Genomic DNA, 23,708 nt, shown 5'->3' with positions numbered 1-23,708 from the left:
ATTACGCAACAATCTCTTCGACCTGAGACGCCATGCCGCCATGCTGAACCTCGAGGTAATCCAGCGTCGCAGCGACATGGCCAACGCCGCGTAGTTCCTGGGAGGATCGAACCGTTCGGCGCTCTAGACATCCAGACTTGCCTGGGACAAACGTTTGTCCAGGAGGATGCGCCCACGCTCCGTGCACATCGACTCGTGAGCACCCACCCGGCAGCACCGGGAAACGGGACCGAGTAAAACCCAAACCCATCGCCGGACCTCGTGGGCGCCTCTCCTCCGCCTTTTTCTCGACGCCAACATCAGATAAGTGCCGGATCGCCCGGAGGTTGGGGCTCGTGCGTGCGGCCCCGGACGAACCGTTCGGTTTTTCCTTGCTGCCGCCCCTTGCGGAGCACCGACCTGTCCTGGTAACCGTCCGCGCCGATGGGGTCCGGGGTGCGCCGATGGGCTTGGGCGATCGCGACGGGGGCGGTGGGCTGCCTCCTCGCGCCTCGCGCGCAGGCCACGGTCGTCGTCCCCCATAGGCTGGTCTACGAGGCGCCGAAGGAGTGTCCCGACGAACGGGCGCTCCGCAACTCGATCATCGAGCGCATCGGCCGAGACCCCTTCGATGCAAACGACCCGAAGACGTTGTCGGTCCGGATCGAGCGCGCGGAGCATGGGTTTCGCGCAACGATTGTCACGACCAAGGGCGAGAGCATCCGAACGCGAACCCTCGAGTCTCCGATCAGCCGTTGCACCGACATCTTCAAGGATGTCGACTTCGTCGTCGGTTCGATCGTGGAGCCTATCCTGATCGATCTGCCGGTGAGGGAGGCTGTGCCGCCCGCGCCCTCGGCGTCCCCACCTCCCGCCCCGCCCCCGCCGCCCGCGCCGACCCCCTCCGCGGCTCTACCGGCCGCTACGCGGTCGTCGCACGGTTCGTCCAAGGCTGATGCCCCCGGGGCCCCCCTGCGCGGCGAGATCTTCGCCGGCTTCTCGATCGCTGGTCTCGCGACGCCGGGCCCGGTGGCGCTGGGGGCCACGGTCGGGGGCGGGCTGCGAGCGGGCCTGTGGACCTTCGGCGTCGAGGTCCGCGGTCTTGCCGACGTGCCCGGTAGCACGGAAGCCATTCCGGCTGACGTTTCGTTATGGACCGGCGGGCTGTTCGCGTGTGCGTTCCGGCCGCTCTCGGTATGTCTCGCGCTTACTGGAGGGGTGTATCAAGCCGCGCCGGAGGACAACGTCCGGATGCGGTTGACGCGAGCTCCGTTCGTTGCGCCTGCATTTAGGCTCGCGTACGAGTTCCCGATATTGCGTGGTATATCCGGCAGAGCACAACTGGACGTCGCGATCCCAGTCACGCAAGCGCTTCTCGTTGACAGAGGGCAGTTCACTTGGTCCTCCGACCCAGTCTTGTTGACTGGGACATTGCTGGTCTTAAAGCCGTTTTGATCGATCTTGCGGCACTGAAGCGACGTATGGTAGCTGTTGGCATGGCCCGCCGAACCAATCGAATCGCGATGTCGATCCTTCTGCCAACGGTGGCTGTAGCCGGGGCGGGGGGTTGCTACGTGACCGAGCTCGTCATCGAGAGGCCCTTCGAGGACGCAGGCACCGATGCCGGTGAGGCAGATGCCGGCAACGACGGCGACTCGCCCGATGCCTTTGAGGAGGACGCCGGCCCAAGTTGCAGCGGCGATTGCGCTCCGATCAACCATCCCGATTTCGATTTACCGATGCTCTTCTGGTTCGGGCCGCCCAACCAGATCCCCGATTGCCCGGTTCGTGCACCGGTACGGCAGGACCTCCTTCACGCCGACCTGCTCGTCCCTGCGGACGACTGCGAACCCTGCACCTGCAAGCCCTCCACGGGCTCCTGCGGGCTACCGGAGACGTTCACGGCGCACGCCGGTCTTTGCTACTCCGGGGCCGTAGGCACCTCGTTCGATCCTCCGCCGGACTGGGACGGCTCCTGCACGGCAGCGAACTCCATCGCTACGCAGGCGCAGTGCCCTCCGGGGAGCGGCGTTCCGTGCGTCCAATCGCTCATGCTTGGAGCACTCACGAAGCTCGACGAAAAATGCGAACCCGACCTGCCGCAGGTGCCGAAGGTGAAGCACTTCTCGGGCGTATCGTGGGGACTCGCCGCGATCTCCTGCCAGGGCTACACGAACCCGCCGCTCGCGGGATGTCAGGATCCTGGCGAGATCTGCGTGCCCGCCGCGGACCTCGAGGCCGGGTTCCGCCAGTGCATCCGCGCGCGGGACGACGTCATGTGCCCAGGGCAGTCCTACACGAAGAAGTTCGTGTTTTACGAGGGGTATGACGATCAGCGAACCTGCACGGCCTGCACGTGTGGCACGCCAACCGATGCCGTGTGCACGGCGACGGTTTCCGTGTTCAAGGACGCGATGTGCACGGATCCCGTGTTCCAGGGGGTCACCGCAGCGTCCGTGGGGCCCTCGTGCCACGACATCGTCCTGAAGGGCCAACCCCTCGGCAGCAAGTCCATCTCCGACGTCACGTACCACGCGGGAATGTGCGCGGCCGGTGGTGGGGAGCTCGAAGGAACGGTTGTCCCGGTACGTCCGATCACATTCTGCTGCCAGCCGTAAAAATTCTTCGGCCCCGTGCAACAAAACCTACCCCTCACGACATAAGGGGGGTGTGACGTCTCAGGACCGACCGGAGCATGAGGCCGCCTTCTCGGCCCTGTACCGCGACCACTTCGAGGCGGTCCTGGCCTGGTTGTTACGCAAGGCCGTTCCACCCCGCGACGCCGTGGACGTCGTCCAGCTCGTCTTCATCGCTGCCTGGGAGCACAGGAGCGATATCCCGGCGCCCCCCGGTGAAGCACGCGCGTGGCTCCTCGCGACAGCCAATAACCAGCTGCTGAATTATCGACGACGCCAGATCCACGCAAAGCTCCTACCCGAGGATGTCGTGCCCTGCCTCGCCGACGAGCAGTTACTCGCCGAGCAACGCTTGATCAAGGGGCAGCTCATCACGAAGGCAATCGACGCCATGGAGGATGGGCCCAATCGGGCGGCGTTCGTGGGCGTGTACATCGAGGGAAAAACGACCGCGACGATCGCGACCGAAACTGGCGTATACGAGGGCTCGGTCCGGAGCGCCTTGAGCCGTGGTCGGGCCGAGTTTCGAGAGATCTACGAGCGTCTCCACGGCGAGCGAGACGACCTCGATGCGCTCGATGCGGCGACGCTCGCCGTGGTCGCGCTTCTCCTGTTTTCGAGGGTTCGTATCTGGGGCTACGTCGACCAGATCCTCGGCCTCATAGAGCCCCGCGAGCCTGCAGGGGCGATGCCGAGACGCGAGCCCTCTACGCGCTCGCCGTGGCGACGTCTCGCGCCCGCCCTTGCCGCGCTGCCGCTTCTGCTGCCATCCGCGCCTCACCCCGTATTACCCGAGGCCCCCCAGTTTGCCGCTGCTGCGCGTGCCGCCGAGGCCCTCCACAGTCCACCGTCGCCGCCGCCGGTCACGACACCGTTGGCCTCGACCACGTCCCGGCGCCCGTCCCCGCGGAAACGCACCGAGCAGCAGCTCGAGGATTCCCGAGAGACCGAGCGCAACATGTTGCAGCAGGCAGCTTCGCTTCTCGTCCGCAAGGAGCCAAGGAGCGCCTTGGTCCTGCTCCGCGAGCATGCCAGGAGATACCCCGAGAGTCGCCTCGCAGAGCAACGTGACTCCTATACTCGACAAGCCATGATCGCGCTTGGAGAGCGCATAGGCGAGTGAGGTTGGCGCGTACGCGGTTGACGCGCGCCTTTGCTGTTCGTCCGAATTGCAGGGTGTCATCCCTGGAGAGGAGCATTCCATGCGTGGTATCGGGAAGTGGCCTCGAGCGTCGGTATTCGTGACGTCGTCCGCGCTCATCGCCATGCTGTTGGCCGCAAGCTGCCAAGAAGCGCTCGACATCGAGGAGGCCGACCTCATCTGCCCTGCCGACTTGCCCGATTGTACGCTGTGCGAGGAGGTCGAAGACTGCGGCCCCGGAACGGAGTGCCACACGTGGACCTGCACGAACTCGATCTGTCGACCCATCAATGCGGCACCGATGACCGAGTGCTCGACGGGCGTATGCAGTGAAGATCCTGTCTCCGTATGCGTCGCGAGCGCGGCTGACGGCGGATGAAGCATCAAGGAGGCGCAGCACCAATGCTACCCGCGAGCAAGCGATTAACGCCGGTTCCGACAGGCGACGAAGAGGAGCCCGAAACGCAGGTATGGAGGGGGGCGCCCCTCTTGGACGGCGGCGCTGGGATGGCTCCTGCTTGGGCGAGCACTGCGCCGCCCAGCGCCGCCGTCCAAGGGGGGCCGCCCCTCGATGATGACCCGGAGCTGCCACGCGATACCCGCGTGGATCCTCCGCGCGTCTTCGACGAAAACGCGCCCCCCGAGAGCAGCGTGGTCCCCGTCGCCAGTCGTCGGCAACCCTGGTGGGCGCGGTTCTTCGCCACGCTCGCGGACGCCTTCGGCAGCCCACCGCTGTGGAAACGGCTTCCGCCGATCCCGCCGCCGCGCTCCCCCGAGGCAACGCGCGTCTCTGCGGGGGCCGTGGGACACGACGAGCACGGCGAGTACATGCTGTTCGCCCTTCTGCGGGCCCCCAGCGTCTATCAGCGGGCCGCGGTGCACGTTGCTTACCGCGCTCTAGATGCGCGACGGCGGGGCGACGACGCCTACGCCGAGTTCATCGTGCAGTTCACGCTGTCTCGGATGCGCCCTGATCGGGATGGCAGGATCTCGATGCAGCGGTTGCAGGACTCCCTCTGTCATCTCGGACATGCGGGAGGCATCGCACCCGTGTTGAGACGGCTCGAGGACCAGGGGATCGTAGAGCTCGTTCTGAAGGACAGTGACGATCCGATGGCTGCCATTCTCCGGCTGGACATCACGCACGTCGTGCTCCGAGTGAGGGCGTGAACGTGGAGAGGACCCACATGGATCAAAGCCACCCCAATCCGGAACCGCGCATCCCCACGGAGCTCGCTCTCGCAAGCGATGGTGTCGTGTACGTTCACGCGGAGGAGGGCTCGCCTCCTGATGAGGGACGCGCAGTGTTCGTCGGATATGCCCTCAAACCTCGCGAGGTGGCGGCGTACGGCGTGCGCCAGCTCCTCGCGTGGGCCGTGATCGGTCGGCTCGCGCTCGGAAGCGATGGGCGCGTCTACGTGCACGAGGGGGAGATCGGCGGGCATGGCGTGCGGAAGGCGTTTCGTGGGGTTGCCATGACGTCCACGGAGCGGGCCGCTCTCGTGGAGGAGCTTCATCGGACCGCGTTCAATCTGACGCTGCGCGTGCAGAGCAAAGCTGGCCAGCGAAAAAGCACCTGACCATCGGTGATCGTGCTCCCTCACTTGTACCATTTTATGACCTGGCCACGCTCGCCGCGGTTTGTCCAGTAAACGGCTTCCTCGTCGACGAGTACGTCGTAAGGGTTGTCCTGTCCATCCGCGATTACCTCGGCCCCCCCGCCCTGCTTGGGTATTCGCAATACGCGCCCCTCTTCGGGGCTCGTCCAGTACACATGCATATCATCGACGGCAATACCTTCCAGGCCGACCGCGCTCATTGCAAGCACCTGCTCTTCTCCACCGGCCTTGGCCACTCGCATCACCGAACCGCCGGACTGATTCACCCAGTACACATGTGTCTGATCGAGGGCGATGCCCTGCGGCCATGGTTGCCCCGAGGCAAGCTCCTCCGGCGTACCCCCCTCGCGCCGCATGCGAGCCACGGTTCCACCCTGATTCGTCCAGTACACGTGCGCCTCGTCTATTGCCACGTCATACGGTCGGTTCTGGCCAGCAGCGAGGACCTGCAGGGAGTTCTTGCCACGCGGATCAACCCGCAGGATCTCGCCGCTCTGCCACCCCGTGTAGAAGACGGCACCATCCTCGCCGACCGCGATGCCACCGGCCAGTTTGCTGGGCCGCTGCAAGACTTCGACCGGAACGCCGCCGAACCAAGCCCATAACTGGCCATCCGTATCGTTCCAATACAACTGGCCCGATGCCGCGAACGCGACGGCCCTGGCGCATAGCGCTGGCCCCCGCGCGATCACTTCGGGAGTCCCCCCTTCGCGCTTCACACGCGCCACGACGCCGCCACCGTTTGTCCAGTATACATATGCGCCGCCGCGTGCGAGAAACCCAGGAAGAAAATCGGTCTCCGCGAGCGCCACGGGCCGGCGTGGCGAGAGATGCGTCCAGAAGGGCGCAAGGATCGCCGCAACCATTGCGAACCCCAACATCGTCACCCCGACGCCCCGGCGCCGCCTCCGCGCCGTGTCCGTACGCGCTATATCGAGCACGCGCGCCACTTCGTGCGGCCTGGGGCGCGCACGCGGATCACGCGCCAGGCAGTCCCTCACGACACGCGCGAGACACCGGGCGAGGCCGCGCGGCTCCACCTCGCCCGCGACGGGCGCGCAGCCGCCGGCCATTTCCGCAAGGATCAAGCCCAACGCGTAGATGTCGCTTGCCGGGGCGGCCGGCTCGCCTGCACGTTGCTCCGGCGCGGCATACGCAGGTGTCATGATATCGGGATCGTCGACCTCGCCGCCCTCGATCGGGGTCACGAGATCGAGGTCGATGACGATCGGCTCGTGGCCGTCCCGCAATACGATATTTTCGGGCTTGAGATCCCGAAGGACGATCCCCGCCTCGTGTATCGAGGAGAGCGTGCGGGCGAGGGCTATGCCTATACGCACCGCCTCGTCCACGCGGAGTACGCGCCGATGCTCGAGAACCTGCCGCAGGGTCGGCCCCGGGACGAATTCCCGCACGAGAAAATGGATATCCTCGTGCTCTTTGATTTCCGGCTCGATCGGCCGTGCCACACCCGTGCAGTTCTGCATATGGTTGAGCCATCGGGCCTCACGAGCCAGCCGGAGGCGGGTCTCGACACGCGCCTCGAGGGCGAGCTTGATCGCCACTCGCCGCGGTGGCGCCGCCCCAAGGTCAAGCGCGGCGAACACGCGCGCATCGACGCCTTCGCCCAGCACCTCTTCGAGCACGTAACGGGCCGCGAGGACATTCCCGGACGCGCAGCATGGCTCTACGCGTCCAGGGACTGGGAGCGTGCGCGCATATCCGCTGGGCTCGGTCCAGCTCATCGCGAGCGCTCCGAAGGCGGCGGCCGGACCGGTATAACCACGGATACCGTTGCCGACATGACGAATCGGCCCGTGCCGTCCCCTAGATGAATGTCTCTCTTGGCGGGCATGTCCGCAGTGGTCCGTGGCACTGGATCATAGGTCACGTCTGCGTCGAGCAATCCGTCGCCATTCCAGTCGATGAGGGAGAGGCCGCCGCTCCCGCCCCGGTCCTGACCGTGTTCGATCGCGGGTAACACATCGAATGCCGCCTCCGGCGGGCGGAACCCCCGTCCATCGCCGCGCAGGAGCCAGACCTGCCCGGGGTCGCCGTCGTCATCCGGCGCGAGCACGAGGTCGAGAAGGCCGTCGCCGTCTACGTCTCCGAGGTCACCCTGGTTCGCCGGCATCGGTATCTCAGCGACGAGGCCTGGCGCATGGCCGAGCGGGACGTCGCTTTTCGGAGCAAATCTGCCGGCGCAGTCGCCGGATAGCAGATACACCTTGGTGGGGCTGACCCCACCGCTTGCGTAACTCGCCACGACAAGGTCCGCGCAGCCGTCTCGATCCACGTCCCCGAGCGTCCGCGTCGGCGAGGTAATGTAGCTCTGGATCTCCGAAAGGTCGAATGCATCTTCCACGAGCACGGCGCCTTCGTTCATCGCGTCGAGCACGGTGGTCCCCACGAAGATCCTGGGACGCCCCGCGTTGCCGGGGAACTGCCTCCACGTCACGACGTCCAGGCGACCATCGCCATCCACGTCTCCTCGAGAGATTCTGCTCATCACACTGGCGGGCATGCGTGGCAATCCGCAAGGGGGGGCCGCACGCACGCTCGCTCCACCCTCTGCACAGAGGCGTATGCGCTGGCTGTGACACGTGTCCCCGACCCAGCCTGTGAGCTCGAGCTCGCCATTACGATCGAGGTCCGTCCACATGGGTGAATCCAAGCAGGGATACTGGAAGGACAGGGGCGGGTCGAGCGTCCCATCTCTGCGGATCACATAAAACTCGGCCCCGCAGGAGGGCGCCGTCCTCGAAGGCTGCCTGCCGAGGACGTGAACCTGCTCGATGGGCACCTCGAGTGGTGTACACATCCTCGGCGTGGCGAGCGCTTGATGCCTCGCCACGCCCAAAGCGAGCGCCGCAGCGGAGACAGCACAAGCCCAGGGCGTGCGCCCGTGCGCGGTGCGGCCGCTCGACGCCGCCAGCCGCGCGGCGACGTTCCGCGCTGTAGGACGCAGAGCCGGGTCGGGCTGCATGCATTGCATAATGAGGATCCTCAGCCAGCCAGGCACCTCCTGCGCGAGCGCGCGCCAATGCGCAGATGGCGGAGCTCGTCGCAGCGCGAGCGTCTCCGCAGGGGTCTCGCCTGCGAGCGGCACGTGGCCCGTCAACATCTCGAACAGGCATACCCCGAGTGCGTACACGTCCGCGGCCGGCAAGGCAGGTCGACCCGCCAGCTGCTCCGGAGCTGCATAACGCGGCGTCATCGGAGCGGGTCTCCTCCGCGTGATCACCTGCGTCTCCCACAGGGCACGCGCGATACCCAGATCGACGAGCACAGGCTGCCGCCCGCCTCGTAGCCGGACATTGGAGGGCTTGAGATCACGATGAACCCCGCCCACCCCATGCAGGGCAGAGAGCCCTCGGGCCATGCCCGCCCCCAGGCGCGCGGCCTCTGCAGGCGGCAATGGCCCCGTTTCTTCCAGCATTTCCCGCAACGAAGGCCCTTCGATAAGTTCGAGCACGAGGAACGGCAACCCATCGTGCCAGCGCAACTCGGACTCGATGAGGCTGACCACGTGCGCGCTGCCCCCGACCGCCTGTACGCGCGCGAGCATGCGCAGTTCGCGCGCGACGAGCCGGCGAAGAGCCTCCCCGGAGGCCGCGTGCTCGGGACGGAGGACCTTGATCGCCACGGGCCGTGCCCGTGCGCCGTCCCACGCGCGAAATACGAAGCCGAATGCTCCGTTCCCGATCGGCGCCTCGATCACGTACCGGTCGGCTAGAGAATTGCCGACACCAACGAACTGAACGTCCCGCTCGTCCGACATGTGACGCACCAATGTCAGAAGCGCAAGTCGACGACGGTCTCCCCGCTGCCCTGGCTGCCCCCGGGTCCACGAAGATTGCGCAGGCCATGACGCTCCATAGCCCGCTGGATGTACCGGCGGCCCACGCCCGCAAGCTCGGCCGTGTGGGTGACGTTGTAGCTCGTCTTCTCGAGGGCCTTCAAAATGTACGCGCGCTCGTACCCTTCCTTGATCCGATCTATGCCCTTGAAGAGATGCTCGTCGAGGTTCACGGGGATATCCTCGAGCGCCAGGTGCACCTCTTCCTTCGGTCCCTCCGAACGCTCGGCGCCCAGCAGCATGGCGAGCCGAATCTTGTGCCGGAGTTCCCGCACGTTTCCGGGCCAGGACCTCTGCTGAAAGCCCGCGATGGTCGTGTCGGGTAGAGGGGGACTCTCTGGGCTCTGTGCGCGGAACTCGGCCTCGAAATGGCGAGCGAGGAGCGGAATGTCGTCGAGGCGATTGCGAAGCGTCGGGACCTGAACCACGACCTCGGCGAGCCGATGGTAGAGGTCCTCCCGAAATCGACCTCGCTCGACCTCAACGTTGAGAGAGCGGTTTGTCGCGGCGACGATGCGGACGTCGACCTTCCGGACTTCATCGTCACCGAGGCGGCGGACCTCGCGGCGCTCGAGGGCACGCAACAGCTTGGGCTGAAGCTCGAGGGGCAGTTCGCCGATCTCATCGAGGAAGAGGGTACCTCCATGCGCCTCTTTAAAGCGGCCGCCACGGTCTCCCGCGCCGGTATAGGCGGTTCTTCGGGTGCCGAATAGCTCCCCTTCGATGAGCGTCGCCGGGATAGCCGAGCAGTCGAAGACCACGAGGGGGCCATTATCGCGGCGGCTGTGCCGATGTATTCCTTCGGCGACGAGCTCTTTGCCCGTGCCCGTCTCCCCCTCGACGAGGACTGTCATGTCCGTGGGGGCCACGAGCTCGAGCAACCCGAATAGGCGACGCATGGCGACGCTGCGACCCAGCATGGATCCGAAGCGGTCTTTCGCGGAGAGGGGGATCTCGATGGCCTCATCCAGCATGCGCAGGCGCAGCATGGAGGTCCCGAGGAGGAGTGTGGCGTCAGGTCGGGCGTATGCGTCGAAGACGCGCACACCGTCAAGCACGGTACCATTACGACTTTTGTTGTCGACGACCCGGATGGACTCGCCCTCGATGCGCACGGTGAGGTGGTGGCGGCTGACGGTCGGGTCGGGGAGGATGAGGTCTGCCCCCGGGCCACTTCCGATTCGGGCGCCGTGGCCGTGGAGTTCGGCCTTCAGGCCCTGGGCGGGGCCGCGGACGACCTCGACGCAGACCTTGCGAGAGCGGAGCTTGATGGGCTCGTCATGACAGGGAGCCGTGCGCGTCCAGTCTCCCTTACCGTCTCCCTTGCCCTGAGATCGTTCATCGGATGAACTCATCGTGACCTTGCTACCACAGGATTACCGGAGCACGCACGCGCATATCTCTAAAAATGCTGGATCCGTCCGGATCCGCTTCGGCCTTCGCAGGCGCCGCAGTGCGTCCCGTGGGACGCGCCTGTGCGTGGATTATCGGTATAGCCTGTGCGTGCCGTGATCGCAGCCAATGAGCCGTCGTGTGTCTGGCGCAATTACAAATTTTCCCGGAATCACATATCATCGACGCGCCCTGCGAGCAGCCAATCGCGCCGTCCCGAGGTGCGTTCATTGGGTACCACTCCGCCTCCTGCGGAGGGCAAAAGTGCGTCCACGTGGACGCACCTAATCTCGCCGAGGCAGGGATTTTCCGCGCCATCACGCTCGGCATGCCCCGTGCAATTCGGGGGCGCCGCCGCTGGCATCGCCCGTCGCGTCATTGCGCGCACGGACCACAGGCGATGCTGGCGAATGAGATGAATGGAGTGAAGCTCATGCCTGCTAAATCGATTGGTTACGCCATCGCCATGGTCGCTCTCGTCGGATCCTCCGGCTGTACTGGTCCGGATGGACTGGGGACAAAGGGCGCACCCGCTGAATCCGGGGTCGCGGATCACTACACGGAAACGATACTCGCCTCTGGCCCGGGATGGTCCAAGCTCCGTATCAGCGGGTATGCGCTCGATAGCGGCGGGCAGTATTTCGATGGCAACGTCTACGTGCTTCGTAACGCAGCTGGCATTGCCACCTCGCCACTCGACGATGGAGTCAAATCCGAGCTGGAGCTCGAGGCAGGTGGTGTGGACGGAGATGTCGTGTACTCCGTGAGCGAAGACACCATAAAAGAGATCATGGCCTCGGAGAAAGCCGGCGCGCTCTCGCCTGCCTTACAGGCGATTGCCGAGCCCGGTGACGTCGACTCCGATGCGCGGGGAGGTGCCAAGCTCTTCGGCAAATGCAGCAGCAAGTCCACGACGATGACGAAGGCGGTCGATCTGAGTGCCGTCCTCACGTCGACCCACGAGTTCGGCTCCGGCTTCACAGGGACCCTGGCCCTGGATGGCAATGTCGAGGGCTCCGCCACGGTGGAAATCAAGGTCGAGCGTAAGCGATACGCCATTTTCGGCGCCTGCATCCCGTACGCTATACGTTTCGAGCACGCGCGGGCGTACGGAAACGCAGTCGTTGGACCCAGCCTGAGCCTCACGGGAACCCTCACCTACAAACCCAAGCCCTGGGAAACGGAGATCGCCAAGCCGTCCTTGGGTGCGCTCACGTTCATGGTAGGGCCGGTTCCTGTCCGAATCCCCTTGAGCCTGCCGGTGTCCGTCGGCTTCGATCTCGAGGCGAGCGCTACCGGGACACTCGTGTACAACACCGGGCAGACCGCCAGCGGCAACTTTGACTACCAGTGCACGCTCAACGAGTGCTCTGGCACCGGAAGCTACAGTTTTTCGGGCTCATCGCAAACTCCGACCGTCACAGCCAGCGCGGAGGGACGTGTCAAGCCGGCCGTCTGGGCACAAGTTGCGGTGCGTGCTGCCTTGTACGACGAGAAGCTCGCATACGCCCAGGCTGGTGTTCGTCCGTATGTGTACGGCGATCTCTGGGGTTACTATGGCAATAACTGCGGCGATGCCAACGAGGACGGCGAGAACGAGACGGTTGATGCGCTCACGTTCGATCTGGACTGGCAGGTCCGCATCACGGGGGAAGCAGCTGCGTTCGGTGGCACCCCCAAGCGGTGGAAGCTCTGGCAATCGAAACGCAACCATATCGCATTTTGGGACCTCGCTGGCTCCAAGGCCATCGAGCCCATGCTGAGCGGTCCGGCGACTGCCTCGACGGGGGCATCCTCGCAATATGGCGCGAAAATGCGGCCCTGCTGGCCCTACGAAGACAGCGTCAACTACGCTCTCGCGTGGGGCAACGACACAACGGCATACTTCAGCGGTCCCGCCCAAACCTGGACCAACGTCACGGGGGCCTGGGGCAACGTGGGGTCTTATACAATGAATCTCACGGCGCTGTCCGACGAGCATGGTCGAAATTTCAATGGAACGACGGCGCGTACCGTGCATATCGGTCAATCGAGTGAGAACCTGGCGCTCGGGGCAAGCACATCGGCGTCCTCCACATTCTGCTCTGGCAGCGACGTGCACTGCTACCACCCCGAGCGCATCAACGATGGAGACCCCAGCACGGCGCTCGGCGGCTACACGAGCTGGTCGAATGATTATGGCAACTCATTGCCACAGTGGGTCGAGCTGAATTTCGGCAGTGCGCATAGCTTTGCGCGTGTCGAGCTGTACACGACCATGGGCTACGAGGTGCAGAATTACGAGCTGCAATACTGGAACGGCAGCGCATGGCTACCCTTGGTCACCGTGTCTGGCAACACCGAGGCTCACCGCACGCATACATTCCAGAGCGTAAGCGCATCGAAGCTGCGCGTCATGGGACTGCTCGGCTCCGTCGTGCAGCCCGGATACGTCAGGCTCAACGAGGTGGAGGTCTACGAGAACTAGGGGCCTGGGACGGGGATGCCCCGCCCCCTGTTGAACTTGACGTTTGCAGCGGCGGCCCGGACGAACCCTACGCGACGTCCTCTCGATATAATCCAGACAACACACAACTTTCCTGACGCAGGAGGCTGTTTTCGTGGCTCTTCTTTAGGGGTTGGCGAACGCTACGCTGCATCGAACCCGTGTGCCGTCGTCGCGCGAGAGCTACGGCAGCGCGGCGTCGAGGCCAGCGTGCGCACGGTTCAGCGCGCGGCAGCCGACCGGCAGAGGTCACTATCGCTTGACACGTCCTGACCCGAGGAGCCCCCGCCCTGCCCCGAAGAGCGCGAGCATCGCCCGCTACATCATGGTTCTAGGTCGCCTCGAAGCCCGTACCGCTTCATCGCCATCTGTACGAATTTCCGTCCCACGCGGGCGAGCTCTGCTGCGCGAGATACATTGCCGTCCGTCTTCTGGAGCATCAGCCTTAGGTAGTGCTTTTCGTATGCCTGGGCCACGCGATCGCGGCCGTGAAGCAGCGGTTCGTCCAGGCGAATGCCGAGAGACTGTACATCCGGCTCCCACCCTTCGTTGCTCTTCGACCCTTCGCTGGTCCTGAACGCGAGGGCGCGCGCCACCGCGTTGCGAAGCTCTCGCACGTTCCCGTTCCACGTCAAACCCGAAAAACTGTCGATGACCTCCTGCGAGAGCGGATGCGTGGACCGCATGCGCGCCGACAGCTCCTGTTCGAAATGGCGAACGAGCATTGGGATGTCCTCGGAGCGCTCCGAGAGCGGCGGCAGACGCACCGGGACCACGGCGAGCCGATAATACAGGTCCTCGCGGAACGCACCGAGGTCGACGGCGCGGGACAGCGGCCGGTTCGTGGCGGCGACGACGCGCACGTCGAACCGCTTGGGCAGATTTGCTCCCACGCGACGCACCTCCAGGCTCTCGAGCACCCGCAAGAGCTTCGGCTGAAGGCCATGCGGGAGTTCCCCGATCTCGTCCAGGAAGACCGTTCCTCCGTCGGCTTCCTCGAAGATTCCAGGCCTATCCATCGTTGCACCGGTGAATGAGCCCCTGATGTGCCCGAAGAGCTCGCTCTCCGCGAGCTCCTGGGAGAGGGTCGAGCAGTCGAGCACGATGAAAGGCCCCTTGGCCCGCGGGCTGGCCTCATGAATCGCTCTCGCGGCCACCTCCTTCCCCGTCCCCGTTTCCCCCTCGATCAGCACCGTGGCGTCGGTGGCCGCCGCGCGTTCCAGCACGGCAAATATGGCCCGCATCGCGGTGCTTCTTCCGAGCATGTGCCCGAAGCATTCACCAGGGAAGAGAGGCAGCTCGATGAGCGTGTTCACCATCAAAAGTCGGAATACGGTCTGGCCAATCGTGATACACGAATCCGGACGTGCATAACCATCCCGCACCTGAACGCCGTCAACGGTGGTGCCGTTGAGGCTACCGGCGTCTAGGATCCTGATCTTGTTGCGCTCGATCCGCAAGGTCAGGTGGTGCCGGCTCACGGTTGGGTCCTTGACCTTGAAATCACAGTCGGCGCCGCTACCGATCCGGACCCCGGGGCCCGGGAGCTCAAGGATCTCCCCAGCCTGGGGCCCCTGAATCACCTCGACGCGAATCTTATTAGTTCGTAACGTCAATCCGTTCGGCGACGGCACTATCGTATTCGTCGAGTCGTCGTCCCCTCGATTCATTGTTCCTCCTCGTCAGGCTCGGTCGTTTAGGAGCTTCGTAAGCCCCGCGCGGGACTGCACGCCGAGCAAGCTGTAGATGTGCTGAACGTGCGTGCGGAACGTATTCGGACTGATGTGCAGCTGGTAGGCGAGCTCCTTGTAGGTAAGGCTGGAGCGAGCCAAGAGGAGCGCAATCTCACGCTTGCGCTCGGGGAGCTTCTCCAGAATGGGCGAGCTCTCGGCACGGCAAGGGCGCAGGTTGCTCGGCAGGCTCCACTCCCGCATCGACAGGAGGTGTACATCCTCGTGAAGCACGTGCGTTTCTTTGGGGAGCACGTGCACGTGCACCTCGAGCGCGGCAAACCGATCGGGATGACCGACCTGCCAGGATCCGCCGCCGGCCGTGAGCCGCTGCGCGGAGCTCACGAAATCGAGCAGGGCGCCGCGGCTTTGGGTAGCCCTGCCAGCATGGTATCGCGCGATCAGGTCAAGTGCCCTCTGGTTCACTTCCAGGACTGCGCCGCTCTTTCGGGCAAGGCAGATGTACCCGAGCCTCTGCTCTTCCACGATCTGAGATAGGATCGAACGCGACGCCACCAGGGGCAAACTGGCTCGATGGACGGCGTCCCGCACGTCGTCGACCAATGCTTCCATAAGCAAGGGCGCGGCCGTCGGGAATTGCGTGCCTCTCTCCGTGAGCAGCGCCAGCATGACGTGCTCCGTGCCGCGGCCGGGAACCATCCGTTGATGCACCTTGTAGCCGGCCCCCTCCCCCAGCCCGAATGCGTCGAGGGCCTGGAGCACTTCCAGGCCGTCACGCAGGGGCCCTGCTATGGCATCCGCGTCGCGCCAGAAGCCGCCGGGGCTCGCCTCGAGGACGAGGCGGAGCGCGGGCTCCAAGTGCTCGGAGCTCGTGCTCATCCACCCCTCGAGGAGCTCCGTGGGCAAACGCATCGCGTGACTGATGAGGAGCTGCGGTGCGTCCCTGCGCACCACGGAGAGCAGGCCCGCCACGGTAGGGACGCACTGCGCGAGGGCGTCGAGGATCACCGTGGGGTCGTCCCCCGCGGCGACCCTCGATAACATCTGCGCAGCACGACGCAAGGCCCTTCGCTGACGATCGTCCATGGTGCTCCTTGTCACGCCAATCTACCCGCTTCCCGTGAGGGGAAGCAAGGCATCCACGAGCGACGCGGACGAGCCCCGCGCAGAACTCCCACTGGCTGGAGGATCGAGTCGGGGCCGCGCCCGGCTCACCTTGCCGATGAGCGCCAGCATCCCCTCCGATGACAGGGTCGTGTAGTGCGCGCACCGGTACACGCCTCGGCCCACGTGCACGGCTCTCGTCATTTTCTCCGCCATGGATGGCCACGGGGACGCGAGCCTCGCCATCGCGTGCCCCAGATGCTCCTCGAGCCACGCGAGGTACTTCTCTCCGAGCGCACGCGCATGTTCCCGGGCCTCCGCGTACTTCGAGGCCGAAACGCCCTTCGGGATCAGAATCGACAGGCAACTCTCCTTGCCGGGGTCTCGATCGCCACCGTTCGGGTTCAGGCTGGCGAAGTCGTTCGCTAACCGGAAGGTATGGTCGGCGAGCTGTCCGACCTCGATCAAGGCTCGCAAGCGCTCCTCGTGGACGTGCTCTGCAGGCGTCGCGAGCCCGCAGAAGAGAAATAATACCTCCACGGCAATGGTCGGCGCCGTGTCCGCCACGTGCAGCAGCAATCGAAGCTCGCGGCGTAGCTCGGCGAAGCGGGCAGGATCGCTCGCATCCTCGCGCAGGAGGAGCCGAATTCGTTCGCCGACGGGGCCAGGCGCCCTGGACGCATACCTCGCCTCGATCTGCTCGATCGCTTCCTTTCGCGGAGGTCCGCCGAACCCGAGCCGGCGCACGAGTGGATTGTCGACAACGTCCGGCGCGCGTTCGAGCGCGTTGGCCCGATAATGGCGTACGAGCGCGTCACGGCAGGCCTGCGCGAGCGCGCCGCTTGCGCTCGCGTGGCGCGCGAAGAGGCTCTCCCATTGCTTGCCGATGGCGTCGACAATCCGCATGCCCCGCCCGACCGGGGGAGCGGCAGGTCTATCTCCACGGGCGATCGCCTCCAGGTGCTCCGTCGCAGAATGCAGTCGCGCGCGCCATGCCTCCGGCGTCTCGCCAGGCAGGACCCGATCGAAGACACCATTGTCGCCTGCCGAGATGGCGAGCATGCAACGAATGGCGAGTTCGGCCGAACGCTCCCAGCCCTCCCCCGTCGGGTCCGCCTCGTCCGGCACGCGGAGCATCATGTATGCGCCCGTGTACGCATAATTGCGATCTCCCTGGCGCAAGGCTCGATCCGGGAGCAGGAGCCCCTCGGACAGCGCCTCGCCGAGCACCCGCGCTGACATGGCCTCGACGAGCAGGTCACGCTCGGCGTCCGCGTCGGCGTCCCTGGGCAAACGCGCTCGCACGATCTGCTCGATGGAGCGCTCGGGCTTCGCTGCCATCACCTCGATGAGGTCCAGGAGCTCGGCGGGCCAAGGCGGCTCGACCGAGATCGATGGCCCTAGACTCCTGTCCGCGCCCTGCAAAAGGACGTGCGCGACAGGGAAACGAACCGCGCGCCGGAGCGCATGAAGAATGCCTTCCGCCGTGGGAGCGCACGGATGGACCGGCGCCGCTGCCGTGGCAGGCGCGGCCAGGAGGATGTTCTGTGCAGCCTGACCCGGGGCGATGACCGCGTCGTAGTCTTCGGTCGTGCAATCGGACCAGCGGGCCGCGGGGACAATTCGAATCGCGTACCAGGCATCGTCCACGAGCGCGCGCTCGTGGCCACGCATCTCGCGCGCGTCCAAGCGGCGCACCTCCACGGCGGGCTCTTTCGTCGGATCGGCGTGGCGGGCTTCCAGCCTCGCGTCGACCTCCTCTGCTGAGGCGCAGACGGGAATGGTGAGCCGCAGCGGCGCAGGTATGCGAGAGCGCGGCAGCGACTGAACGAGCTCGAACACCTGATCGAGGTCGTATCCGGGCGCAAAATGAGACGGCGCGTCCCGCAGACCTCGATCGATGAGGTTTCCGATCTCCTCGGGACGGGCGTCGGGCCACAACGTCGTCGTCGCGACGCACGGCACGAAAGGAGGGAGGCAGAAGCCGGGACGCACGACGTCCGGCTCCTCGGCGCCGGTCCGGAGGACGAGATCGACATCCCGCTCCCAGGCGAGCTCGTCCGGATAGTCGATCCAGAATTCGAGGACCATCCGTGGCTCCGGGAGAGACTTGGTCGCCTCGCAGGCCGCCTCGATGCAAGCGACGAGCCTGGCCCGGGAGCCCCCCGAGGTGCGCATTCGTGCGAGGTTACCGCGCACGCTGGAGCGAATCCCGCGTTGAACGAGCGCTCCGTGTTCCTGGATCTCCGCACGCAACCACTCGAATTGCGCGGCGACGACGTCGAAGAATGCTTCCGGCCTCTTGTCGACGTTTTGACGGGAAGCGATGCAGACGAGCAGTGTTCCCACGTCGCCGCGCAGCGCGACGTGCTCGGTGCAGGCGACGACATTGGCGGCTCCGGCGGCGTAATCGCGACCGGATTCGCCTTTGCGATGGTTTCCGTCCGGGAGCAGGATGATGCGACGCGATTCTTTCCTCGCGGCCCGCCAGGGCGGCTGACATTTGACCTCAAACCAACGCGGAGGCTGCATGGGAAAACTCCTTGCTCGCAGGGTAGAGCCGCCGACCCAATGAAGATCGAGCGGCAGGGATGCCCCGCGGCAGTGCAGGAGCCATGCCTGCGGTCCGGAAGCGTTTTTCCCGGGTTTCTCCGGGGGTGGGTGCATCCGGCAGAGCGCAGTGGGAGGCCATTCGGAGGGTCGGGCTGTATCCAGGCGGCGGCAGTCCCTCCAGTGCGATGACCCGCGAGGAACCCGAGGACGCGCCAAACCTCCTTCAGGCTGGGCAAGGCGAGGTTCCTCCTGGCGCGTCTCCGGCGGCCTGGATGGCGCCGGGCGTGCCGCTGGTCCCTCCGTCGGGGGTCAGGGCCAAGAATAGGTTGGTTGTATCGAGATCGCGGCGAACGCTGCCGGCAGCGTGCGCCTCGGCGAGCAGAACCTCGAGGCAGGTCCCTTCAGGGGGCGAACTTCCGCAGCCAGACGTTGCTGCCCTGGCCGGTCACCGCGTCGTATCCCGTCACCAGGACGTTGTCGGCCCCGTCGGCAGCGATCCCCATTCCGTAATCGTTCGCGTTGGCGGCGCCGTTGTACCCGTTCGTCCACAGGACCATGCCCGTCGGCGAGAACTTACGCGTCCAGACGTTGATCCCCTCGCCCACCACGTACTCATAGCCCGTGACGAGCACGTTCCTCCCGGAATCGGTGGCCACGTCGTTGCCTCGATCCCAATAGTTGGCTGCGCCGTTCCACGTGCTCGACCAGATCGAAGCTCCCTGGGAGGTGTACTTCTGGATCCAGACGTTCTCGTCCTGGCCATTAACGTAAACGTAGCCACTCGCGATGACGTCACCATTCACATCCACGGTCACGGCATTGGGACGATAGCCGGTCGCATTGAAGGTCATAGCCGAGGTGAGCGTCCCGTTCGCGGCGTACTTGATCACCCAGATCTTGTCCGCGCCGCCGGAGAGCGACGTCTCGAACCCCGACGCGATAACGTTGCCGGCTGCGTCGAAGCTGACGGACATCTTTCCGATTGCGAAGCCCGAGGAGGCGGCGTAGTTCCTCATCCAGCTCAGGGTCCCCGTCGCGGTATACCTGGCGATCCAGAAGGACGCGGGGCTACCCGACGCCGATCCGACGACCGCGATGAACCCCGACGCATCCACCGCAACGTCGTATCCGATGTCGTCCCCGGGAAGCGCGTGGGTCGCCTTCCAGAGGACTCCGCCGCTCGTCGCGCTGTGCTTACGGATGACGATATCAAGGCCGGTAGACGAGCTCGCCTCCGCGCCGACGACGACGGGATCCCCCGAAGGGGCGACGGCGACGCCATACCCATAGTCGTTCCCGCTGGCGGCCCCGTTGGCGTTCGTGGACCAGAGCAGGCCGCCCTTGGGGGTGAACTTCCCGAGCCAGATGTTGAGCCCTTGCCCGACGACCGATTCGACGCCGGTCACCAGGATGTTGCCTGCGGCGTCGCTCGCGATGGCGAACCCTTGATCCTGCCCGCTGGACGCACCGTTGTAGTTGCCGGTCGCGAGCGCGGAGCCAGGAGAAACACAGCTATTGTTGCAGCCATCGCCATTGTTCGTGTTCCCATCGTCGCAGATCTCGCCGGGCTGGACGAACCCATCACCACACGCGGGCGGCTTGCAGAGCATCGTGCACGTGTCGTCGTTGTTCGCGTTCCCGTCGTCGCACTGCTCGGTGAGCTGCTTGATACCGTCTCCGCACGTAGGCGGCTTGCAGAGCACCGTGCAGGTATCCTCGTTGTTCGCGTTCCCGTCGTCGCACTGCTCGGTGAGCTGCTTGATACCGTCTCCGCACGTAGGCGGCTTGCAGAGCGTGGTGCACGTATCGTCGTTGTTCGTGTTCCCGTCGTCGCACTGCTCCGTTGCTTGCTTGATGCCGTCTCCGCAAGCAGGCGGCTTGCAGAGCGTGGTGCACGCGTCGTTGTTGTTCGTGTTTCCGTCGTCGCAGGTCTCGCCGAACTGCAGGAATCCATCACCACAAAAGGGGGGCTGGCAAAGCGTGGTGCAGGCGTCGGTGTTGTCGAGATCCCCGTCGTCACACGCTTCCCCCACTTGCACGATGCCATCCCCGCACGCAGGGAGCTTGCAGGTGTTCGAGCATGCATCCGCGTCGTTACCGTTTCCGTCGTCGCATGCCTCGCCCGGCTGGACAAACCCGTCCCCGCATTTCGCGTTCTTGCAGGCATTCGTACAGGCGTCTGTGTTGCTGGTATTGCCGTCGTCGCACTGCTCGGCAGCCTGCTTGATGCCGTCGCCGCAAGAAGGCGACTTGCAGAGCGTCGTGCACGTGTCGTCGTTGTTCGTATTGCCGTCGTCGCACTGTTCGGCGACCTGCTTGATACCGTCACCGCAAGAGGGCGGTTTGCAGAGTGTGGTGCACGTGTCGTTGTTGTTCGAGTTGCCGTCGTCGCACGTCTCGCCGGGCTGTGTATACCCGTCACCGCATACCGCGAACTTGCAGGAACTGGTGCAAGCGTCGAGGTTGCTCAAGTTGCCGTCGTCGCACTGCTCACCTGCCTGGAGGATGCCGTCACCACACTTGGCCGACGAGCATCGGTTCGTGCAACCGTCGTTGTCGACGGAGTTTCCGTCATCGCATTGCTCGGTGCCCTGCTTGACGCCATTCCCGCACAACGTGACGGCAACGGCGGCTGCATCGCAAAGCGAGAACCCCGCGCCGGCATAGGATTTAGCCACGATGGGGGCCGTGGAGGTCGCGGTGAGGGAGAACGGATCCAGCACCTTGTATCCTGCCGGATGGCTGAGCGAAAGCTTGACGTTCGTGTAGGGCTTGACCTCGACTACGGCGAAGCCGTCGGCGCCCGTGAAGACCGAACCGCCGATGTGCGTGTATTCGTCGCTCGTCACGAGGACACGCATGCCCGCGACGGGGATCTCGGGCGCCAGGGGCTCCGTCAAGCTCCTCTCCGTGACCTTGACACGAATGCAGTCCTTCGCGACGAGGTCGCTGGGGCTCCAGGAAGCTTCGAGCCCTGGGAAATCGAGATCGTCCGGGGGTTCGGCTGGGCCGCAGCCGGCGAGCACCAGGGCTGCCAGCGCCGGCGGCGCCATCACGACGCGCGCTCGCCAGAAATGAGAAAATGGTTCGAGTCGTCGCATGCTCTCCTCCTCTCTGTCCGGTGGCTACGGACGAGCCGCCTCCCGAGGTTCGACGACGGCCCCTCGGGCCAGATCATTCCGGTAATCGCGCTCCCACTCCGACGCGACATGATCGGGGCGCGGCTTCGGCGCGCTCTCGATCTCGAATTGCATTTCGTTGTCGCCGACCAGATACCCTTCGGCGAACATGGTCCGGTTCTCCTTGCCGGCGCGCGCGAGCTCCTCGGGGGTTCCCAGGGAGAGGTTATACACCGTCCGGTCGTACGTGACGCGTTGCACCGACATGAGCACGGCAGGACCTTTCTCGGTCATGACCTCGTCGCCCTCGGTCAGATCCCCGGCCTTCACGATGCCCCGCCGCGTGGTGATGACGGGGTGCATCTCCGTGACCAGGAGATCGTGACCGTGGCTATCGTACAGGTTCACGAGGGGCTTGCTCTCGCCGCCGGTGACGACGCCGGTGACCGTGAGGACGAGGCCACGATCGTTCGCGACCACCTTGTCACCCACGCGGAAGCTCTCGACGGGCAACAACGTATTGTCTGCGCGACGGATCTCAGTGCCCTCGGCGAAGCACGTCTTGAGGAAATCGACCGGCGCCACCCTCCTCGTGGAGTACCGGTTCCCGCAGGGCTGAGGCCCCTTGGTCTTGGCATACACCATCATGTAGAGGTGCGATCGTTTGCTGTTGTTCGACTGGTAGCAGTTGCCGCCGAAGTTTCCGAGCATGTTGAACGAGCTCTTGGCGCCCGACACATCAGGATCCGAGAATGCATCCGAGAGACCGGTACCAATTGTATCGTTCGTGTAGCCGCCATTGCAGAAGCCTCCATCCTCGTGGAGAACGAGCTGTGCTTGCGTGAAGGCGGGGATGTACGACTCGATGGTGCAGCCGCCGGGGTGGTAGAGCTGGTACGTGCCCTTGATGGGCACGTACCGCGTGTTATTCTCGTACTTTGGCGCGGCCTGCCAGTACGCCGATCCATTCATGGTCAGCTTTCCAGTGAGCAACGAGGTGAGGTTGGTTGCAGCGACACCTGTATACGGATACTTGAACGGCAAGAGCTGACCATTCGTCTCCTGCACGGTGGCGTAGTCGCAATCGAGCTGACCGTAGATCTGCGATGCATACCCGCGCTCCAGACAGATGCGCACGCGTCCGTCATTGTCTGGGTAATTGTAGTAGGTCCGGAGGCCGTACGGGTTGCGCCCATAGTTATTGGTTCCCGCGTAGAAGTCATTGTACAAGGGATCTGCGTTGCTGTTGATCACGTTCGTCGGATGCTCGATGGTGATCGTCGGCACGGCTTTGTAGGTCTTGTCCGTTGTGGATTGCGAGAATGCACCCCCTGGCCCCACCGTCTTCACCGTGGCGTACGTGAAGTGCTGCACGCCGTTCTTCTCAGCGATCGCCAGTGAATCGAGCACGAACATCTTGTTCGGATCGTCCCAGGTGCCGAAATCGATCTCGGGGAACATGAGGGTCACATTTCGCCCGCCGTTGTATTGCTCGATCGGAGGCGGCGCCGCGAGGACCGCATGGGTCGTCCCCTCGAGATCTGGCGTCCGGTACGCGATGCCGTCGACGTAGCTGTAGGACGAGCCGTCGAAGCAGCTCATGACCACGCCGGGCATGAACTTGGTGTTCTTGTAGATGTGGACGTTGACCTTCTCCTCGAGGAGCAGGAAATGACCGCACCAGCTCGTCTCGAGGGCCGAGGTCGCGCTGCTCACGGGCTCCGTGTGCACGGGCTCCCCCGGCATCTCGCCGACGCTCGGCGGCGTAACCTCGCTCGGGCGCTCGCCCAGCCGGCCGCGCTCGAGCAGCTCGAAGAGCTTCGGTGCGTTCTCCGGCGTGTTGCCGGAGGCGAGCAAGCGATTCTTGACGAACCTGTACTGGCGTTCGTCCCGCAGGTCGATATTCATGTACGGCCGGCGCGCCGTCTCGAGCTGCGCCTCGAAGACGGTCGACATGTACCGGCTGTCCTCCGCCAGCGTGGCGGAATCGGGGATCTCGATGGCCGCCTCCGGCGATGCGCAGCTCGACAACCCCAGGGCGGAGACGAGTATTGCCGCGGGACGGAACACGTACGTGAGGTGGTGATGTCGGTTCATGAACCTTCCTCCATGCAATTTGTGGAATGAGCT

The 23,708-nt window shown here is 64.9% G+C and carries 15 protein-coding genes; 7 read left to right on the top strand and 8 right to left on the bottom strand.

From position 1 onward, the window contains the following. Positions 1-471: 471 nt before the first annotated feature. From QHF83_RS28825 to QHF83_RS28805, 5 genes are all read left to right on the top strand, one after another. Positions 472-1,434 (top strand): hypothetical protein, encoded by a 963-nt coding sequence (locus QHF83_RS28825; RefSeq protein ID WP_282421180.1) that lies wholly within the window; start codon positions 472-474, stop codon positions 1,432-1,434. A gap of 119 nt (positions 1,435-1,553) precedes the next feature. Continuing rightward, positions 1,554-2,597, top strand: a complete 1,044-nt coding sequence (locus QHF83_RS28820; RefSeq protein ID WP_282421179.1) for a hypothetical protein — start codon at positions 1,554-1,556, stop codon at positions 2,595-2,597. A 52-nt stretch (positions 2,598-2,649) separates the two neighbouring features. Then, on the top strand, positions 2,650-3,738 hold the full coding sequence (locus QHF83_RS28815; RefSeq protein WP_282421178.1) for an RNA polymerase sigma factor: 1,089 nt from the start codon (positions 2,650-2,652) through the stop codon (positions 3,736-3,738). 621 nt (positions 3,739-4,359) lie between these two features. Next, on the top strand, positions 4,360-4,926 hold the full coding sequence (locus QHF83_RS28810) for a hypothetical protein (protein WP_282421177.1): 567 nt from the start codon (positions 4,360-4,362) through the stop codon (positions 4,924-4,926). Between the two features lie 134 nt (positions 4,927-5,060). Then, positions 5,061-5,336, top strand: coding sequence for a hypothetical protein (locus QHF83_RS28805; RefSeq protein ID WP_282421176.1), 276 nt, complete (start codon positions 5,061-5,063; stop codon positions 5,334-5,336). 20 nt (positions 5,337-5,356) lie between these two features. Here the strand turns inward: QHF83_RS28805 and QHF83_RS28800 are convergent, their stop codons facing one another. Together QHF83_RS28800 and QHF83_RS28795 are read right to left on the bottom strand one after the other, a co-directional pair. Next, a complete protein-coding gene (locus QHF83_RS28800; protein WP_282421175.1) occupies positions 5,357-7,021 on the bottom strand; it encodes a serine/threonine-protein kinase in 1,665 nt (554 codons plus the stop codon). A gap of 95 nt (positions 7,022-7,116) precedes the next feature. Next, a complete protein-coding gene (locus tag QHF83_RS28795) occupies positions 7,117-7,884 on the bottom strand; it encodes an FG-GAP-like repeat-containing protein (RefSeq protein WP_282421182.1) in 768 nt (255 codons plus the stop codon). 1,020 nt (positions 7,885-8,904) lie between these two features. Between QHF83_RS28795 and QHF83_RS28790 the strand changes: the two genes are divergently transcribed. Next, positions 8,905-9,111: a hypothetical protein gene (locus tag QHF83_RS28790; RefSeq protein ID WP_282421174.1), complete on the top strand. Its 207-nt coding sequence runs from the start codon at positions 8,905-8,907 to the stop codon at positions 9,109-9,111. A 59-nt stretch (positions 9,112-9,170) separates the two neighbouring features. On the opposite strand, the gene QHF83_RS28785 is transcribed toward QHF83_RS28790, so the two are convergent. Beyond that, complete coding sequence (locus tag QHF83_RS28785) at positions 9,171-10,589, bottom strand: sigma 54-dependent Fis family transcriptional regulator (RefSeq protein ID WP_282421173.1); 1,419 nt, start codon at positions 10,587-10,589, stop codon at positions 9,171-9,173. Positions 10,590-10,900: 311 nt separating this feature from the next. Here QHF83_RS28785 and QHF83_RS28780 point away from each other — a divergent pair, with 311 nt between their 5' ends. Beyond that, entirely contained in the window at positions 10,901-13,093 is a 2,193-nt protein-coding gene (locus tag QHF83_RS28780) for a discoidin domain-containing protein (protein WP_282421172.1), read from the top strand. A 341-nt stretch (positions 13,094-13,434) separates the two neighbouring features. Here QHF83_RS28780 and QHF83_RS28775 read toward each other — a convergent pair whose 3' ends face one another. From QHF83_RS28775 to QHF83_RS28755, 5 genes are all read right to left on the bottom strand, one after another. Beyond that, positions 13,435-14,781, bottom strand: coding sequence for a sigma 54-interacting transcriptional regulator (locus tag QHF83_RS28775; protein ID WP_282421171.1), 1,347 nt, complete (start codon positions 14,779-14,781; stop codon positions 13,435-13,437). A 12-nt stretch (positions 14,782-14,793) separates the two neighbouring features. Then, positions 14,794-15,888 (bottom strand): LuxR family transcriptional regulator, encoded by a 1,095-nt coding sequence (locus QHF83_RS28770; RefSeq protein WP_282421170.1) that lies wholly within the window; start codon positions 15,886-15,888, stop codon positions 14,794-14,796. Positions 15,889-15,909: 21 nt separating this feature from the next. After that, on the bottom strand, positions 15,910-18,438 hold the full coding sequence (locus tag QHF83_RS28765; RefSeq protein ID WP_282421169.1) for a hypothetical protein: 2,529 nt from the start codon (positions 18,436-18,438) through the stop codon (positions 15,910-15,912). Positions 18,439-18,860: 422 nt separating this feature from the next. Beyond that, complete coding sequence (locus QHF83_RS28760; protein ID WP_282421168.1) at positions 18,861-21,560, bottom strand: DUF4215 domain-containing protein; 2,700 nt, start codon at positions 21,558-21,560, stop codon at positions 18,861-18,863. Between the two features lie 24 nt (positions 21,561-21,584). Next, positions 21,585-23,675 carry a Hint domain-containing protein gene (locus QHF83_RS28755; protein ID WP_282421167.1) on the bottom strand — a complete coding sequence of 697 codons (2,091 nt, stop codon included), beginning with the start codon at positions 23,673-23,675 and terminating at the stop codon, positions 21,585-21,587. Positions 23,676-23,708 lie beyond the last annotated feature (33 nt).

The sequence above is a fragment of the Polyangium sp. 15x6 genome, from assembly GCF_029960785.1.
In the GTDB taxonomy this organism is placed as follows: Bacteria; Myxococcota_A; Polyangia; order Polyangiales; family Polyangiaceae; genus Polyangium.
This window is presented reverse-complemented; position numbering and strand designations above follow the sequence as displayed.

What these genes read in the sequence shown, in the direction of transcription:
- QHF83_RS28795 (WP_282421182.1), bottom strand. Translation starts at nt 7,884, where the DNA reads ATGAGCAGAATCTCTCGAGGAGACGTGGATGGCGATGGTCGCCTGGAC.
- QHF83_RS28785 (WP_282421173.1), bottom strand. Translation starts at nt 10,589, where the DNA reads ATGAGTTCATCCGATGAACGATCTCAGGGCAAGGGAGACGGTAAGGGA.
- QHF83_RS28775 (WP_282421171.1), bottom strand. Translation starts at nt 14,781, where the DNA reads ATGAATCGAGGGGACGACGACTCGACGAATACGATAGTGCCGTCGCCG.
- QHF83_RS28770 (WP_282421170.1), bottom strand. Translation starts at nt 15,888, where the DNA reads ATGGACGATCGTCAGCGAAGGGCCTTGCGTCGTGCTGCGCAGATGTTA.
- QHF83_RS28765 (WP_282421169.1), bottom strand. Translation starts at nt 18,438, where the DNA reads ATGCAGCCTCCGCGTTGGTTTGAGGTCAAATGTCAGCCGCCCTGGCGG.
- QHF83_RS28760 (WP_282421168.1), bottom strand. Translation starts at nt 21,560, where the DNA reads ATGCGACGACTCGAACCATTTTCTCATTTCTGGCGAGCGCGCGTCGTG.
- QHF83_RS28755 (WP_282421167.1), bottom strand. Translation starts at nt 23,675, where the DNA reads ATGAACCGACATCACCACCTCACGTACGTGTTCCGTCCCGCGGCAATA.